Source organism: Bacillus sp. FSL R5-0431, assembly GCF_038002985.1.
GTDB lineage: Bacteria > Bacillota > Bacilli > Bacillales > Bacillaceae > Bacillus.
Genome location: NZ_JBBOOG010000001.1, coordinates 2,755,906 through 2,771,091, shown reverse-complemented (window position 1 = coordinate 2,771,091; position 15,186 = coordinate 2,755,906). Strand labels below are relative to the sequence as shown.

Sequence of the window (15,186 nt, the reverse complement as noted above, 5' to 3'; positions counted from 1 at the left end):
TTTCCATTCGATGCATATAATTTGGGTGTTTTGGACTTATTTAGACTTTAATAAATTAAAAAAGTAAACAACCTAGTAGTACTTCCGATATATATACTATCTTACTAAAAGGAGTTTTCTTTTTTATGAAATTCATACAGTATTTCAGGAAGCCATCTATTTCAAAAAAGCTCGTATTCTCTTTCTTATTTATTCTCTTATGCCCAATCATTGTATTGGCATTCTCTTCATATCATACGGCGAGCACCTCTTTAAATGATCAAATCATGCAAAGCGCCAAGGAGAACGTAGAGCAGCTAGATAAAAATATTACGAAGGTTGTGAAAGTGAAAACAGACGCAGCCGATTTCTTTAGCAAATGGATCACGGAGAAAAAGCTTAAGCAAAAAGGCACGACAGATATTCAAGGGCGCTTTGAGCAGTTCATGAGTATGAATGATGACACAGAAGGCATTTTTGTCGCTTCAAGTGATGGCAAAGTGTTTTCAAGATATCCTAATAAAAAAATGCCTGCTGACTATGTCGCAACGGAGCGGGATTGGTATAAAGACGGCTGGGCGAAAAACGGGGAGCTGTCTGTTTCAGCACCGTATCCAACGGCTTCAACCGGTACGCTTGTGGTCACAATCTCTAAAAAGTTAGAGGACGGATCAGGAGTCATTGCAATGAACCTAGACATTGCGAATCTAGTAAAAGAGTCAAATAGCATAAACATTGGGAAACAAGGCTATGCCTTTATCGGAAGTCCGGATCGTACCTTTGTTGCCCATCCAACGAAAAAAGCTGGATCCAAATTATCTGGTGAATGGCTAGAAAAGCTTTATTCACAAGATGAAGGTTCTATGAGTTATATGTTTGAAGGAAAAGAAAAGCAAATGGAGTTCACCACAAACAAAGCGACTGGCTGGAAAATTGTCGGTACGATGTTTGTGACGGAAGTAGAAGAAGCTGCACAGCCAGTCTTTAACATGGCCGCTATCATTTTAGCAGGCGCGCTCATCATTGGCGGGATTCTGATCTTCTTGATCATCCGTTCCATTACAAAACCACTTTCTATACTTGTCTCTTCCTCAAGGAAGATCAGTGAGGGAGATTTAACAGAAAAAATTGATGTCCGGTCAAAAGATGAAATTGGACAGCTAGGCACAAGCTTTAATGAAATGAGTGAGTCATTAAGAGATGTCATTCAAGCTGTACAAACATCTGTAGAAAACGTGGCTTCTTCATCTGAAGAACTGACGGCAAGCGCAGGTCAAACAACAAAAGCAACTGAACATATTACATCATCTATTGAATCATTCTCAAATGGCAACGAAAATCAAAGCGAAATGGTGGAACAAAGTGCGTCTCATTTAAAACAAATGAACGAAGGATTGAACGAAGTCGCAAAAACGTCTGATGTCATCACAGCGTCATCTATTCAATCAAAAACAGTTGCGGAATCAGGCGGACAGCTTGTGGAGCAAACCGTTGGCCAAATGAAGACGATCGACCATTCAGTGAAAGAAGCTGAAGGGGTGATCAACGGGCTGGAGCATAAATCAAAAGATATCACAAACATCCTAGGCGTGATTAACGGCATTGCGGATCAAACGAATTTACTTGCACTCAATGCTGCCATTGAAGCAGCACGTGCAGGTGAGTCAGGCAGAGGCTTCTCTGTTGTCGCAGAAGAAGTGCGTAAACTTGCAGTTCAATCATCGGATTCAGCAAAAGAGATTGAAAAGCTTGTGAAAGAAATCGTATCTGAAATCGAAACATCTCAAAATATGTTCAAATCAGTGAATGAAGAAGTGAAGAATGGTCTTTCCATTACAGATCAAACGAAAGAAAGCTTCTCACAAATTAATCTGCAAACAGCGGAAATCGCAACAAGAATCAATGAAATGAATACAACAGTACGCGAGCTTTCAAAAGGATCAGAGCAAATTTCTAAAGCGGTGAATGAAATTGCAGATGTATCACGAGAGAGTTCAGCAAGCATCCAAGATATCGCCGCATCTGCTGAAGAACAGCTTGCTTCTATGGAAGAGATTAGTTCTTCATCTACGACTCTTTCCCAAATGGCGGAAGAATTACGTGATTTAATTAAAAAATTCAAGATCAGCGAATAAGATCAAGTGGTTCTCCTCAAGGGGAACCGCTTTTCTTTTTAAGAGGTCATCTCGTACAATAGAGGAAATCGAAAGAATAGGAGAGATGTTATGCGTTTATCAGATAAGAAGATCATTGCGTTTGTCAGTGATGATTTTGAAGATTTAGAGCTATGGTATCCGGTTCTGCGTTTAAGAGAAGAAGGGGCAACTGTGCATCTTGTAGGAGAAAAAGCAAATCATGAGTACATCGGAAAATACGGTGTGCCGGCTGTATCTGATGCAGATTTTTATTCCATTCAAGCGGATGAATATGATGCTGTGCTTGTCCCTGGTGGATGGGCACCAGATAAACTGCGCCGTTATCCAGAAGTGTTAAACATTGTTCGTTCATTTGATGCAAAGGCAAAACCAATCGGGCAAATTTGCCACGCTGGCTGGGTGCTGATTTCAGCAGGAATCCTGCAAGGCAAAAAAGTAACAAGTACACCTGGTATTAAAGATGATATGACAAATGCTGGAGCGGACTGGTTTGATGAAGCAGTCGTCACAGATGGCCACCTCGTCTCGAGCAGACGTCCGCCGGATCTCCCTCCATATGTGAAAGCATTTGCGGATGTGTTAACGGCAACATAAACAAAGGATCCGAAACAAAAAACAAAGGGCGAACAGACACATCATGTTCGCCCTTTGTTTATCATTTCATGCCCCATTCATTTTGTCTGTCGGCAGGATACATCACACCCATTTGTCTTCTCGCCTCGTCCATGACGGACATGGTTTGAACAGATAAGGCAAATGTATTGACTGGAGACTGACCCATTCCTTGCTGAATACACTCAATAAAATGACAGATTTCATAATACATGGCTGGCTGATCATCTTTGAGAGAGATATCGGTTTGATGTCCTTGACGATCGTGGATCGTGATACGCGAAGGACGGTGGAATTGATCAATCACCATCGTGGCGTCCTCTCCTTGAATTTCCGCAGATAAATGAGACGTTGAAATTTTAGAATGGAAAAGGAGTGCTTGATGCCCGTCATATTGTAAAAGGACAGAGCCGCTCCCATCTACACCAGAAGAAAGCTTATAGCCTCTCGCGGTGATTTGATTCGGCAGACCAAATAAATAGATCGCCGGGTAGACAAGATACACACCGATATCCATTAAAGAACCATTCGATAATTCAGGCTTAAAAGCATTTGGAATCTCGCCATTTCGGTAAGCATCGTATCTTGAGGAATATTTACAGTAATGAGCGACCACTTGCCGAATGGGCCCGAGCTGATCAAGATGCTGTTTGATTTGCAGGAAGTTTGGCAGAAATGTCGTTTTCATCGCTTCCATTAAACACACATGATGTTTTTTCGCTGCAGCAATCATCTCTTCCACTTCTTTTCGGTGAGAGGCGAATGGTTTTTCGCATAAAACGTGCTTTTGGTGCTCCATCATCAACATGGCCTGCTCCTTATGAAGGGCATTTGGACTTGCAATATACACGGCATCAAACGCATCACTTTCCGCCATTTGATGTAAGTTCGTAAAAACTGTATCAATCCCGTATTTTTCGGCAAATGCCTGGCCTTTTTCAGCGGACCGTGAATAGACGGCTGTACATGTAAAATCAGCTGCTCCTTCACCGGCCTGTAAGAATCGATCTGTAATCCAGTTCGTTCCGATGACAGCAAATCGAATCATGTCATTCCCTCCTTCTGCTTTTCTCTGATTATACATCCTTTGAAAGCGTTTGTATGAAAGAACATTCTTTTTATTGAAGAGCGGATGAAACCTTTATATAGGCTGATGCGTCTTACATAAAGGATATAAATGTACGAAAAGTGGGTAGTTTCTTCCTTCATTCGGGTAATACTCTGATAGAAGGGAGAGGAGGAAACGAACATGAAGCGCACCCTGCATATAGGAAGTACATACGTCTTTGCGCTTTTATTCATAGCAGCCGGTATTTTTCATGTGATAGAGCCGAGCGGCTTTGCCCGTATGATGCCAGGCTGGCCATTTCCATATGTGATAGTCTATGCGACTGCATGCCTTGAATGGCTGCTGGCTGTCTTGCTGCTTTTGCCAAATGTCAGGATTGCAGCAGCAAAAATCATGGCTGTCTATCTTGTACTCATTTTCCCTGCAAACTTATTTGCTGCACGAGAGGGAATTCCATTTCCAGGTCAAAAAAGCACAGATCAGGCCTTGCTATGGATAAGGCTTATTGGACAGCCGATTCTCATTATATGGGCGATGTCCATTGCGAAATGGGAAAAAAAGCTGAAACAATGACCACCATATCATGATCAGATAGTGTACAATTTATTAATAAAATAGCCCGAGTTTGGAGGAACGATATGAATTCTATGCAAATGTGGAGCAGTCGATTTAGAAAATTTTTTCTTGATAACAAGTTTGTTCTCTTTTTACTCGTCCTGCTATTAATCGGATTGAATATCCTTGTTTTCATGAAAACATCTTTTATTTTCACACCGCTCATTGTACTCGTCAAAACCATAGCCTTACCGATTATTTTAACGGGGGTCGTGTATTATTTATTAAATCCGATTGTCAACTTGTTAGAGAGGTTTAGAGTCAAACGGATCTTTTCAATTTTGCTTTTATATATTGTCATTATTGGTATCATTACAGTGACCATTGTGTCTATTATTCCTTTTTTACAAGCACAAACGATGAGTCTGTTTCATAACCTTCCGAAATATGTTGATACGGTAGAAGAACAGATTCGCCAACTAACGGGAAGCAACTTTATTAATCAAGCGCAGAAAGCGATGAATTTTAACGTCTCTGAATTAGTGAGTAAAGCGTCAAGTCAAGCGACGAAGATTTTGGAAAGCACCTTTACCGGTGTAGGGACATTTTTAGGGGCGCTCACCGAAATCATCATTTCGATCGTGACCGTTCCGTTCATTCTGTTTTATTTATTAAAAGACGGTAAAAAATTACCTGACTATTTCCTGAAATTTATTCCGAATAAGTTTAGAGATCATACACATATCGTGCTTCACGAAATGAACCATCGCCTGAGCTCTTATATTCTCGGACAGATCATTGTCAGCTTCTGTATTGGTGTTCTTCTTTTAATCGGTTATCTGATTATTGGACTTGACTATGCGTTGCTGCTGGCGATCATTGCGGCATGTACAAGTGTGGTGCCTTACCTTGGTCCAACGATTGCGATTACACCAGCGATTGTGATTGCGCTTGTGACATCACCAGTGATGCTTTTAAAACTCATCATTGTCTGGACAGTGGTTCAGCTCATTGAAGGGAAATTTATTTCACCTCAGGTCATGGGGAAAAACCTTCATATCCATCCGATCACGATTATTTTTGTTCTATTAACAGCAGGTAAATTGTTCAGCGTAGTCGGCATCATTGTCGCGATTCCAACATATGCCGTCCTGAAGGTCATCACGACCCACTTGTTTGATTGGTTCAAAATGCGATCCAATTTGTACAAAGAAGAAAAGGTTTAATGTCATAATCTTTTTTTGAAAAAAATATAGTATCATAAAGACGAGCTTTCGATGAAGAAAGCTTGTCTTTATGTGGACATAGATGGTTGGCCTGTTCAAAAGATCAGAATTGAAAGGAAAGAAAATCATGAATCTATGGGATTTATTCGTGGCACTGGTTTTAGGAATTGTCGAAGGATTAACAGAGTATGCACCTGTCTCATCTACAGGTCACATGATCATAGTCGATGATCTATGGTTAAAATCAAAGGAAATCATTACGCCAGAGGCGGCAAACACATTTAAAGTCGTGATTCAGTTAGGTTCTATTTTAGCTGTCATGATTGTGTTCAAGGATCGTATTTTGAACTTGTTAGGCTTAAAGAAAAATATCACCGAAGAACAAAAGCGCAGCGGGCATAAGCTGACCATTGCTCAAATTGCAGTAGGACTCGTCCCAGCCGTCATTTTAGGATTCTTATTTGAAGACTATATTGATAAATACTTGTTTGACGTGAGAACAGTCGCTGTCGGTTTGATTTTAGGCGCAGTGCTGATGCTTGTTGCTGACTGGATCAATAAACGTAAAACAGAAACAAGCTCTGTCGATAACATGACATACAAACAGGCGCTTTATATCGGACTGTTTCAATGTTTGGCATTATGGCCAGGCTTCTCTCGCTCAGGTTCGACGATCGCAGGCGGGGTTATTCTTGGTTTGAATCACCGTGCTGCAGCTGACTTTACATTTATCATGGCGATGCCGATTATGGCAGGCGCAAGCTTCTTAACACTTGTGAAAAATGCCGAATATTTAACAACAGACATGCTGCCATTCTTTATCGTCGGCTTTGTGAGTGCATTTGTTGTGGCTCTCTTTGTTGTTCGATTCTTCCTAAAACTGATCAATAAAATCAAACTTGTGCCTTTTGCGATATACCGAATTATCCTAGGTGTAATTTTATTTATCCTGTTCATGTAATGCTGTAAACTACTCTTATAAAAGAGTAGTTTCAGCGTGTAGACAAACCTTCGCATTCGTTGTCAGTTCTGCGCGCCGGTGCTCACGAATGTCAAATTCGCTCCGCTCCGGTGCTCGTCCTTCCTAGACTGCAAAGGTTTTCAAACACGCTGAGCTGAAAAGAAGACAAAGGGCTAAAATAAAGATCATTTTAGCCCTTTGTCAACAATCTGAAACTACTCTTATAAAAGAGTAGTCTTTTTGTTGTTTCAGCTCTTTTAAACAGTAAAATCACCCTCTTAATTGGTAGAAAAAGAAATTTTTTCATAATTTAGTGTTTAAGAGACAGAGGAAGGGGTAGTACATAAACATACCAATTAAAGGAGGAGTTAGAAATAATGAGCAAAACAAGCAAATTTGTTGTTAGTTCTATGATTGCTACGTCAATGGTTGCTGCCCCTCTATCTCTTACGACTTTTGGTCAAACGGCTGAAGCTGCGACGACAACAGGTGTTGATGGAAGTGTCTCTATTGATCCAGTAGCCATTGCCGATAAAATTGAACAAGCAGTAAAATCATCTCAAAATCGTGATGGATTTGTAAAAAATGCGGCGTACAGTGCCTTCTATGAAGCAGGTCAAAACTATAACGTAGTTGTCCAAAACTTAAGCCAAGATCATGACTTTAGCGGACTGAACAATGTTGTCTACTATGATAGTGTTGAATATGATGGTATTACGTTTGGTATTTGGGTATTTGAAGATGGTACGTTCGTCAACAATGGTGACGGCGGCTATATTAACTGGACATTTGTTGGCAGCTTTGACCGTGAGGAAGGAAGCGGCACTGTCGATTTCCATAAAAGATTCTAATCTTATTGCCAAAAGTCTGCCGATTCACCGGCAGACTTTTTTTATAACGCACATTCTTCTATGTCAAAACCTAAATCTTCAATGATGTGATGATCCGTTTGGACTTGCTGGCCTTTTGTTGTTAAATAATCGCCTACGAAAATGGAATTTGCCGCATAAAGGGCAAGCGGCTGAAGCGTCCGTAAATTGAACTCTCTGCCTCCAGATACTCGAATTTCCTTGGTTGGATTGACAAACCTCATGAGCGCCAACACTTTCAATGCTTTGATCGGATGTGTTCGTTCTTGATGCTCAAGCGGTGTTCCCTCGATTGCATGAAGAAAGTTGACTGGAATTGAATCCGCATCAAGGGCTCTGAGCGCAAAAGCCATTTCAACAATTTGCTGGTTGGTTTCACCCATCCCAATAATAACCCCTGAGCAAGGTGACATGCCGGACTGTTTGACCTCCTCAAGGGTCGACAAACGATCATGATATGTATGAGTTGTCGTAATGTGAGCATGATGATCTTGATGTGTATTGATATTGTGATTATACCGATGAACCCCTGCTTCCTTCAGCCGCCTCGCTTTGTCTTCATTTAATAACCCAAGACATGCACACACCTTCAAAGGCATGGTCTCAGTGATCTCTTTTACTGCTGCCGTCACCTCATCTAACTCTCTGTGAGAAGGTGCTCTGCCGCTTGCGACAATACAATAAGTCCCCGCTTTTCTCTTGAGCGCCTCACGCGCGCCAGCCACAATCGTTTTTTGATCAAGCATTGTATATCGTTCAACCGGTGCTTTTGAAATGATCGACTGTGAACAATAACCACAGTTTTCAGGACAATAACCGCTTTTTGCGTTAAAAATCATATTTAATTTCACCTTGTTTTGAAAAAAATGAAATCGTACTTGATAGGCTGCATGCATCATAGATAATAATTCTTTATCGTCAGCTGCAAGAATGTCTAGACCTTCTTGCAGCGTGATCCGTTCATTTTTCAGCGCTTTCTCCGCCATCGCTTCCCAAGACAAAGATATTTGTTTTCCCATCATAAGCTCCTCTCATTATGTTAACTTATTTTTATTAAAAGTTAACATAAGAGATGGTCGTTGGCAAGCATTGGATAAATGAAGTCTATGAATATACATGTAGACACACAAAAAGGCGATGATCATGAAGTCATCGCCTTTTCATATGTAAAGCAATATGGCTTATCGAACAGTAATATAGTTAATCACACGTTCTCCAAGTGAATTATAGTAAGAAACCGTCACTGAACCACGTTGTACGGCACGAATCCAAGTGAAGTTTGGAGCTGTTTGATCTAATTGAATCGCATAAGTTGCGCCCGTCACAGTAATTTGGCTTGCTGGAAGAGAGACGGCGATCGAAGAACCTACAGGAAGCGTACGGGTCAACGTAATTACTTTATTCATAATAGGAGCTTTTGCTATGACTGGTTCTTTTGGCTGTGCAGCTGCATGAGCACCTTCAGTTTGGAAGAACGTAAGAGCACCTAAAGCAGCTAAAGACAATGTACAAGCTTTCATTAATTTTTTCATCGGTAACACTCCTTTTTTTGGTATATACATATATTATTAATAATAGAATTATATGTCAATAAAATTACGTAGAAAAAAGAGTATTTATGGTGAAAATTGTCATATATTATTCATATGCCTTCTCTTTTTTAGGGGAAAAAGAGGCATAAAAAAAAGCTGGGCTCATCCCAGCAATGTAAAGCTTTATGAAAAGAGATCATCAATCGTCGTCTCGCTGTTTTGGCTGACGGCCTTTTTGCTTCTCTTTTTCTCTAATGTAGTGAATAAAATCGATGGTTTGTCTTCGTGCTTCTTCGGAAAAATCGGAGGCAGCCTTAAACGCAATTTGCAAATCAGGATCGTCTGAAAGGTCGGCATCAGTTCCGCCTTTGTCCTTACCTGTGAGAAGATAATCCGTTGAGACCCCATATAACTCGGCGATTTTCACAATCATCTCACCGTCAGGCTTTCTCAAGCCATATTCCCAATTTGCATAAGTGGACATCGCCTTTAATCCGAGTTTTTTAGCAACCGTTGACTTGCTCCATCCATGCTTCTCTCTTAATTCAGTTAAAATCTTTCCAGTCAAATTATCCATTGGAAACACCTTTTTTCATGTTATGAGTAAATTTTATCATGAATTACACGGAAAAGATAAATAATTACACAAAAAGAATAAAAAATGATTGACTTACTCGTTTCGTGTATATTATCATGATGAATATAACTTACACATATTGAGTAAGAGGTGGAAAGATGAAACTTGAACATTTACGAGAAGAACGCATATTACAAGGAAAAACACAAACCTATATGGCGAAAAAATTAGGATATAAGTATACGAGCGGCTATGCAAATATAGAAATGGGCAGAACGAAGCCTAGCTTAGAAATCGCAAAGCATATTGCAGATCTGCTGAATAGGGGTGTTCAAGAGCTTTTTTTTGACCAAAAGTTACACGAAATGAGTAATTCTCTAAAGGAAGAGCATTTCTTAGAAAAGGGGAGACGCACAAAATGAATATTGAACATCCAATGGTAGCGCAGATGAATGACTTTGGATATCCAAAAAGCTACTGGTCATATGACATGAAACGTTATGGATATCAAACAGAGATTGAGGATAGTCTGGAGGGATTTGAAGAAGATGAAACATCAGATGATTTTTGATGCCAGAAAGGAAGCGCAGCTTTGTTTAGTCCAAGCCGGCGGTTGGATGACCTTTCATCACCAGAAACCGGTGTTTGTTTTTTCCACAGCAGAAGATAAGCAAACATACATGACCCTCTTGGCGGCAAAGGTCGCTGAAGCAAAAAAGGAGGAATCAAGGCGACGTGAAACGATGGAAGCAAATTATGACAATCCTCAAATGCTTGCTCAAAGCGAGTAAAAACGAACAAGACATCCGTCAGTTTGAAAAGGATGACGGGAGATCCTAACATGGTCATCCATTTTATCATTGAGGCAGAGTTTTTAACAAAAGATACATTGATAAAAAGAATACGAGCAGCTGCAAAAGCACAATGCCCGCATAAAATAAAAGGCGCACTATCACTCGAGATTCGCTTATTTGACGACATGCCGCTTGACATAGCTGACTGTCAAAACAAGCGTACATACGCAGAAAAAGGTTTGATACGCCCGGTGCACGTCAGCATCTTTCAGCCAAGACTACAACATATTCAAGAAGCACTTCATTCTATTGCGGATAAGGTCCCTCTACAGATTGTCGATTTAAGAGTTTCCCAGTTTTATAGTATGCGTCCAAGAATTGAAATCATTTTAAATACGATAGGTGATGGCACGAAATCCTCACCAAATAAGGAGACAAGCATATGAACGAGCCAAAACAATTATTCATTCAAGAAAACCAGACATTTGTCGGTGAGATGGAAACAGGAAAAATTCAAGTCATCGTGTTAGATGGGAATGTAGGAACGGCTTATAAGTTGGATGTACCTGAACATGGAAAAACCATTATTCAAACGGCAAAAGGTCACTTTGCAAGAGTAGATCACGAGATTGGTTTTAAAATCAGCTAGATCACAACACAACATAATACGTCCAAGACGGAAAGCCTGCGGACACTGATCAAGACCCTATGAAAAGGGGACTGATTGGTGTCCGTTTTTTATTTTCTTAAAAAAGGGAGAGAGCCAATATGCAAGATTTACTCATCGAATACAAACGAGCATTAAAGGATGCTAGAAAAAGATATGAACCATATAGAGAAAAAGAAGAGAAACAGCTGTCAGATCAAGAGAAGCATGATAAAAAAATTATCGCCAGTATGGTCAGCGATCTCGAATACGTCGTGGAATGGCTTCAAATCGGCAGGCAGCCAGGTGCACGCAGAGGATTAGACAGACGTTCAGTCTATCAGCGCACCATTCTAGCAAATCCAGAAGTGTTAGAGGCTTTATCACATGAATATACACTCATCCAAGAAAATGAAAAAGAATTCAGTGAGCGGGACAAGAAACGAATTGACGAAGCCTTGTCCGTTTTAACGGATCGAGAAAAGGACGTATTCTTCATGCACACTACACAAGGATTATCGTTTAGCGAGATTGCGATTATGCTGGATGTGAAAAAAGGAACTGTCCAAAAACATATGGAGAGAGCTCGGACAAAGATGTCCAAAAAAGTACAAGAACGCCTATTCGAAGCAGCTGAATAGGCGTTTTTTCTTTTACAAAATAAATGGAGCAAAACTTGTCTTACAGTTGCCACCTATAGTTAGAAAGACCAAACGGATGTTTGCTAGCCCTACACAAATGATTCCTTCACAGGAAATCGTTCGAATTAAAAGGAGGCGGCAGGTGAATGTAAATGAAAGATAAACAGATAGGAGCCAAGCAAGATTATATGAAAGGGATGACGTACCAGCAAATTGCTGATCATTACAATGTCTCGATCCATACCGTGAAATCATGGAAAAGACGATACGGATGGCAAAGGCAAAAAGGTTCGTCAAAGCAGGCACACTCGATCTTCAATCAGTTTCTTTCAGATGAAACAATTGAAATCATGGAGAAAATGGCCGAGCGTACATCGCTTGATTTAATCTGGGATCAAATTCAAATTCAATATGCTGCCATTATTCGGGCGCAGCGCATCATGTATGTGTCAGATCAAGATGACATGATCAAAGAGCTGAAAAAGGCGGCATACATGCCTTCTTCATTAGAAGAAACAGTAGAAGGCATTCAGCCAGAACAAGAAACCAGCACAGAAGAATATTCGTTTCAATTTTCGTGGGATCGGCATGCCACCTTTTTAAATGCCCAATCCCGTGCAATGGGAGAGCTCAGGCGTCTCATTAAACAGTTTGAAGAGCTCGCACATGCGAAGGATGAACGAAGATTAAGGCTAAAGCAAATTGAACTGACCATCGAAAAAACAAAAAAAGCAGTGCGCGAAGAAAAAGAGGAAGATCTTCACATCATGATCAAGCGAAAAGAGGATAACTCATGACGTCATTGATTGAAAAAGAAGTCAATCCTCACTTTGAACATTTTCTATTCGATTGGAATCAAAAGTTTCAATTTTTAGTAGGCGGCTACGGCTCCTCGAAAAGCTATCACATTGCGTTAAAACTCATTTTAAAGCTGCTGGAAGAAAAACGGACAGCACTTGTCATTCGAGAAGTATATGATACGCACCGCGAATCAACATTTTCTCTCTTACAAGAGATCGTCAGCGATCTTGGCATCGGTCATGTGGTGAAGTGCCGCAGTTCGCCGCTTGCCTTGACGTTTCGAAATGGCAGCAGCATCTTATTCAAAGGGCTGGACAAGCCTGAGAAATTGAAATCGATCAACAACATCTCGATCATTTGGATTGAGGAGTGTTCAGAGGTTTCTTATGAAGGCTTTAAAGAGCTGCTTGGAAGGCTGAGGCATCCGTCCTTACCGCTTTATATGATGTTATCGACCAATCCTGTTGGTCAAGATAATTGGACGTACAGACATTTCTTTCGAGATGAACAGCTGAAGCGATTTGTCCTAGATGACGAAACCTTATACAAAAAGCGCACCGTTGTGATCAGAGATACGTACTATCATCACTCCACAGCGGAAGATAATCTATTTCTCCCTAAAAGCTATGTGAAGCAGCTGGATGAGCTGAAAGAATACGACCCAGACCTCTATCGAATTGCGAGGAAGGGCTATTTCGGCATCAATGGCACAAAGGTTTTTCCTCAATTTGAGGTAAGAAATCATTCTGATGTATTAGAAGCGATTCACCAGATTGACCGGCCGCTGAAACGAGCAGGCATGGATTTTGGATTTGTTGAATCATACAATGCGCTCATTCGATTAGCCGTCGATCATGAAAAAAAGTACTTATATATTTACTGGGAATATTACGACCGCGGGAAAACAGATGATGAAACAGCCGTTGATCTAAAAGAGTTCATTGAATCAAAGGAACTCATCAAAGCTGATGCAGCTGAGCCTAAAACCATTCACTATTTTCGGCAGCGTGGATTTCAAATGGTGGCAGCACATAAATATCAAGGCTCCCGTTTGCAGTATACAAAAAAGATCAAACGGTTTAAGAAAATCATTTGCTCTGATGCTTGTCCGTACACAATCTATGAACTTCAATCACTGACCTATAAGGCAGATAAGGATGGCCGTTTAGAGGAAGATGCATTTCAAATCGATCCGCACACATTATCAGCCATTTGGTATGCGCTGGATGATTATGAAGTGACGGATTTGAAACAGACCGCCTCGGAGCGTGTCCGCCCAAACAGAGAGAGGAGGTCCATACAATGAAACAATTGAAAGCAACGATTATGAAGGCAAACATGTCTGATCATACAAAACAAATGTATGCAGATGAATTTTCCTATGAAAAAGATGACATTGTTCCCCCGCCTTACAACATCAATGAATTAAAAAGCATGGCAGAATATTCAACCATTCTTCAGCAATGTATTGATGCGTACAAAACGAATATTTTAGGCTTTGGATTTGGAGTGGAATATGCCTTTGACTTTAATGCAGAAGGTGTAAAACCGGCAAAAAAGAAAGCCGCAGAAAAGGAATGGACAAGACTTGAAGAGTTTACGAAGTACATGAACTATGATGAGTCCGCTGATGTGATTCTTGGCTATGTCCTCGAAGACCGAGAGAAAACGGGCAATGGTTTTTTAGAGGTGCTGAGAGATGGACAAGGAAAGCCGGCCGGAATCGAGTATTTAGATGCGCTTCATATCCGCATTTGCAAGCTTAGTGAGCCAGTCGACGTCGAATTCAGTTACACAGAAAATGGCGAATTGAAGACAATGAATCGAAAAAAACGATTCCGCAAATATGTGCAGGTGATCAACGAAAAGAAAGTCTTCTTCAAGGAGTATGGTGATCCGCGCATTTTGCACTGTGAAACAGGCAAATACGATGACACTACACCAGAGTCGCTTCGCGCAACAGAAGTGATTCATTTTAAAATTGGCAGTGGAACATATGGGATTCCCCGCTGGATTGGCAACATCGTCAATATGTACGGAGCACGCAAGGCAGAGGAGCTGAACTACCTTTATTTTAAACAAGGGCGGCATGTACCAGGCGCCATCATTGTCGAAAATGGCATGCTGTCAGAGTCTTCCTATCAGCAGCTCCAAGATTATATGGACGATATTGAAGGATCTGATCATGCACATAAATTTCTATTGCTTGAAGTTGAAGGTCTACCAACAGAAAAAGGGTTAACGGGAGAAGAAGATGTCTCAAATGTCAAAGTAAACTTCAAATCTCTAGCCGAGATCCTGCAAGAAGATGCGCTTTTTTTAGAATACGATGAAAAAACAAGAAACAAAATCCGCTCGGCGTTTCGCCTTCCGCCAATTTACACAGGTGAGTCTCAAGACTATAACAAAGCGACAGCAGATACAGCGCGTAAAACAACAGAAGAGCAGGTATTTCAGCCGGAACGGCATCTCATCACAGGAAAACTCAATACTCTTTTCCTGCCGGATCTTGATATTTGGCATGTCCGTTTTCTATTAAATGGCCCTGATTTTAGAGACCCATTAGAGATTGCGAAAGTACTGACGCCATTTATTCAGGCTGGGGCAGTGTCACCTAACGATTTGCGCGATCTAGCAGGAAGAATTCTCGGAAAAACGTTAGAGGAATGGCCTGAGGAACTATATCACCGACCTTTAGAAAGCCGCATGAAATCAGCTGAAGAAAAGCCTCAACCAGAGCCGGACCAGCTGACGAAATAAACAGAAGC

Annotated in this window: 19 protein-coding genes; 15 read left to right on the top strand and 4 right to left on the bottom strand. The window is 40.8% G+C overall.

Features of this window, described 5'->3' with window-relative positions; all coding sequences use genetic code 11:
* Positions 1 to 125: 125 nt before the first annotated feature.
* Positions 126 to 2,114, top strand: a complete 1,989-nt coding sequence (gene tlpB / locus MKZ03_RS14345) for a methyl-accepting chemotaxis protein TlpB (RefSeq protein ID WP_034659765.1) — start codon at positions 126 to 128, stop codon at positions 2,112 to 2,114.
* Positions 2,115 to 2,204: 90 nt separating this feature from the next.
* Positions 2,205 to 2,729 carry a type 1 glutamine amidotransferase domain-containing protein gene (locus tag MKZ03_RS14340; RefSeq protein WP_307500157.1) on the top strand — a complete coding sequence of 175 codons (525 nt, stop codon included), beginning with the start codon at positions 2,205 to 2,207 and terminating at the stop codon, positions 2,727 to 2,729.
* A gap of 61 nt (positions 2,730 to 2,790) precedes the next feature.
* Here MKZ03_RS14340 and MKZ03_RS14335 read toward each other — a convergent pair whose 3' ends face one another.
* Positions 2,791 to 3,795, bottom strand: coding sequence for a Gfo/Idh/MocA family protein (locus MKZ03_RS14335; protein ID WP_334750374.1), 1,005 nt, complete (start codon positions 3,793 to 3,795; stop codon positions 2,791 to 2,793).
* Positions 3,796 to 3,996: 201 nt separating this feature from the next.
* Between MKZ03_RS14335 and MKZ03_RS14330 the strand changes: the two genes are divergently transcribed.
* The 4 genes from MKZ03_RS14330 (at position 3,997) to MKZ03_RS14315 (ending at position 7,409) form a co-directional block, all read left to right on the top strand.
* Positions 3,997 to 4,389 carry a DoxX family protein gene (locus MKZ03_RS14330; RefSeq protein ID WP_095285853.1) on the top strand — a complete coding sequence of 131 codons (393 nt, stop codon included), beginning with the start codon at positions 3,997 to 3,999 and terminating at the stop codon, positions 4,387 to 4,389.
* A gap of 65 nt (positions 4,390 to 4,454) precedes the next feature.
* Positions 4,455 to 5,597, top strand: a complete 1,143-nt coding sequence (locus tag MKZ03_RS14325) for an AI-2E family transporter (RefSeq protein WP_034659761.1) — start codon at positions 4,455 to 4,457, stop codon at positions 5,595 to 5,597.
* A 127-nt stretch (positions 5,598 to 5,724) separates the two neighbouring features.
* Complete coding sequence (locus MKZ03_RS14320; protein ID WP_034660680.1) at positions 5,725 to 6,558, top strand: undecaprenyl-diphosphate phosphatase; 834 nt, start codon at positions 5,725 to 5,727, stop codon at positions 6,556 to 6,558.
* A gap of 377 nt (positions 6,559 to 6,935) precedes the next feature.
* Positions 6,936 to 7,409: a stress protein gene (locus MKZ03_RS14315; RefSeq protein ID WP_340973614.1), complete on the top strand. Its 474-nt coding sequence runs from the start codon at positions 6,936 to 6,938 to the stop codon at positions 7,407 to 7,409.
* A 41-nt stretch (positions 7,410 to 7,450) separates the two neighbouring features.
* Here MKZ03_RS14315 and bioB read toward each other — a convergent pair whose 3' ends face one another.
* From bioB to MKZ03_RS14300, 3 genes are all read right to left on the bottom strand, one after another.
* Entirely contained in the window at positions 7,451 to 8,446 is a 996-nt protein-coding gene (gene bioB / locus MKZ03_RS14310; RefSeq protein ID WP_034659758.1) for a biotin synthase BioB, read from the bottom strand.
* Between the two features lie 162 nt (positions 8,447 to 8,608).
* On the bottom strand, positions 8,609 to 8,959 hold the full coding sequence (locus MKZ03_RS14305) for a hypothetical protein (protein WP_034659757.1): 351 nt from the start codon (positions 8,957 to 8,959) through the stop codon (positions 8,609 to 8,611).
* Positions 8,960 to 9,158: 199 nt separating this feature from the next.
* Positions 9,159 to 9,536: a helix-turn-helix domain-containing protein gene (locus MKZ03_RS14300; protein ID WP_307500155.1), complete on the bottom strand. Its 378-nt coding sequence runs from the start codon at positions 9,534 to 9,536 to the stop codon at positions 9,159 to 9,161.
* Between the two features lie 158 nt (positions 9,537 to 9,694).
* On the opposite strand from MKZ03_RS14300, the gene MKZ03_RS14295 reads away from it, so the two are divergent.
* From MKZ03_RS14295 to MKZ03_RS14255, 9 genes are all read left to right on the top strand, one after another.
* Positions 9,695 to 9,958, top strand: coding sequence for a helix-turn-helix transcriptional regulator (locus tag MKZ03_RS14295; RefSeq protein WP_034659755.1), 264 nt, complete (start codon positions 9,695 to 9,697; stop codon positions 9,956 to 9,958).
* Complete coding sequence (locus MKZ03_RS14290; RefSeq protein ID WP_162839377.1) at positions 9,955 to 10,107, top strand: hypothetical protein; 153 nt, start codon at positions 9,955 to 9,957, stop codon at positions 10,105 to 10,107. The genes MKZ03_RS14295 and MKZ03_RS14290 overlap by 4 nt, the downstream gene beginning before the upstream one ends.
* The gene (locus MKZ03_RS14285; RefSeq protein WP_334750369.1) at positions 10,085 to 10,327 is read left to right on the top strand and encodes a hypothetical protein; all 243 of its coding nucleotides are present in this window, start codon (positions 10,085 to 10,087) and stop codon (positions 10,325 to 10,327) included. The genes MKZ03_RS14290 and MKZ03_RS14285 overlap by 23 nt, the downstream gene beginning before the upstream one ends.
* Positions 10,328 to 10,377: 50 nt before the next feature.
* Positions 10,378 to 10,776, top strand: coding sequence for a hypothetical protein (locus MKZ03_RS14280; RefSeq protein ID WP_034659754.1), 399 nt, complete (start codon positions 10,378 to 10,380; stop codon positions 10,774 to 10,776).
* Positions 10,773 to 10,979: an XtrA/YqaO family protein gene (locus MKZ03_RS14275; protein ID WP_034659753.1), complete on the top strand. Its 207-nt coding sequence runs from the start codon at positions 10,773 to 10,775 to the stop codon at positions 10,977 to 10,979. The genes MKZ03_RS14280 and MKZ03_RS14275 overlap by 4 nt, the downstream gene beginning before the upstream one ends.
* A gap of 119 nt (positions 10,980 to 11,098) precedes the next feature.
* Complete coding sequence (locus MKZ03_RS14270) at positions 11,099 to 11,617, top strand: sigma-70 family RNA polymerase sigma factor (protein ID WP_307500153.1); 519 nt, start codon at positions 11,099 to 11,101, stop codon at positions 11,615 to 11,617.
* Between the two features lie 152 nt (positions 11,618 to 11,769).
* Positions 11,770 to 12,414, top strand: coding sequence for a phage terminase small subunit (terS, locus tag MKZ03_RS14265; protein ID WP_307500152.1), 645 nt, complete (start codon positions 11,770 to 11,772; stop codon positions 12,412 to 12,414).
* A gap of 8 nt (positions 12,415 to 12,422) precedes the next feature.
* Complete coding sequence (locus tag MKZ03_RS14260; protein WP_307500687.1) at positions 12,423 to 13,724, top strand: PBSX family phage terminase large subunit; 1,302 nt, start codon at positions 12,423 to 12,425, stop codon at positions 13,722 to 13,724.
* A complete protein-coding gene (locus MKZ03_RS14255) occupies positions 13,721 to 15,178 on the top strand; it encodes a phage portal protein (RefSeq protein ID WP_341032201.1) in 1,458 nt (485 codons plus the stop codon). Before MKZ03_RS14260 ends, MKZ03_RS14255 begins: the two co-directional genes overlap by 4 nt.
* Positions 15,179 to 15,186: the final 8 nt, after the last annotated feature.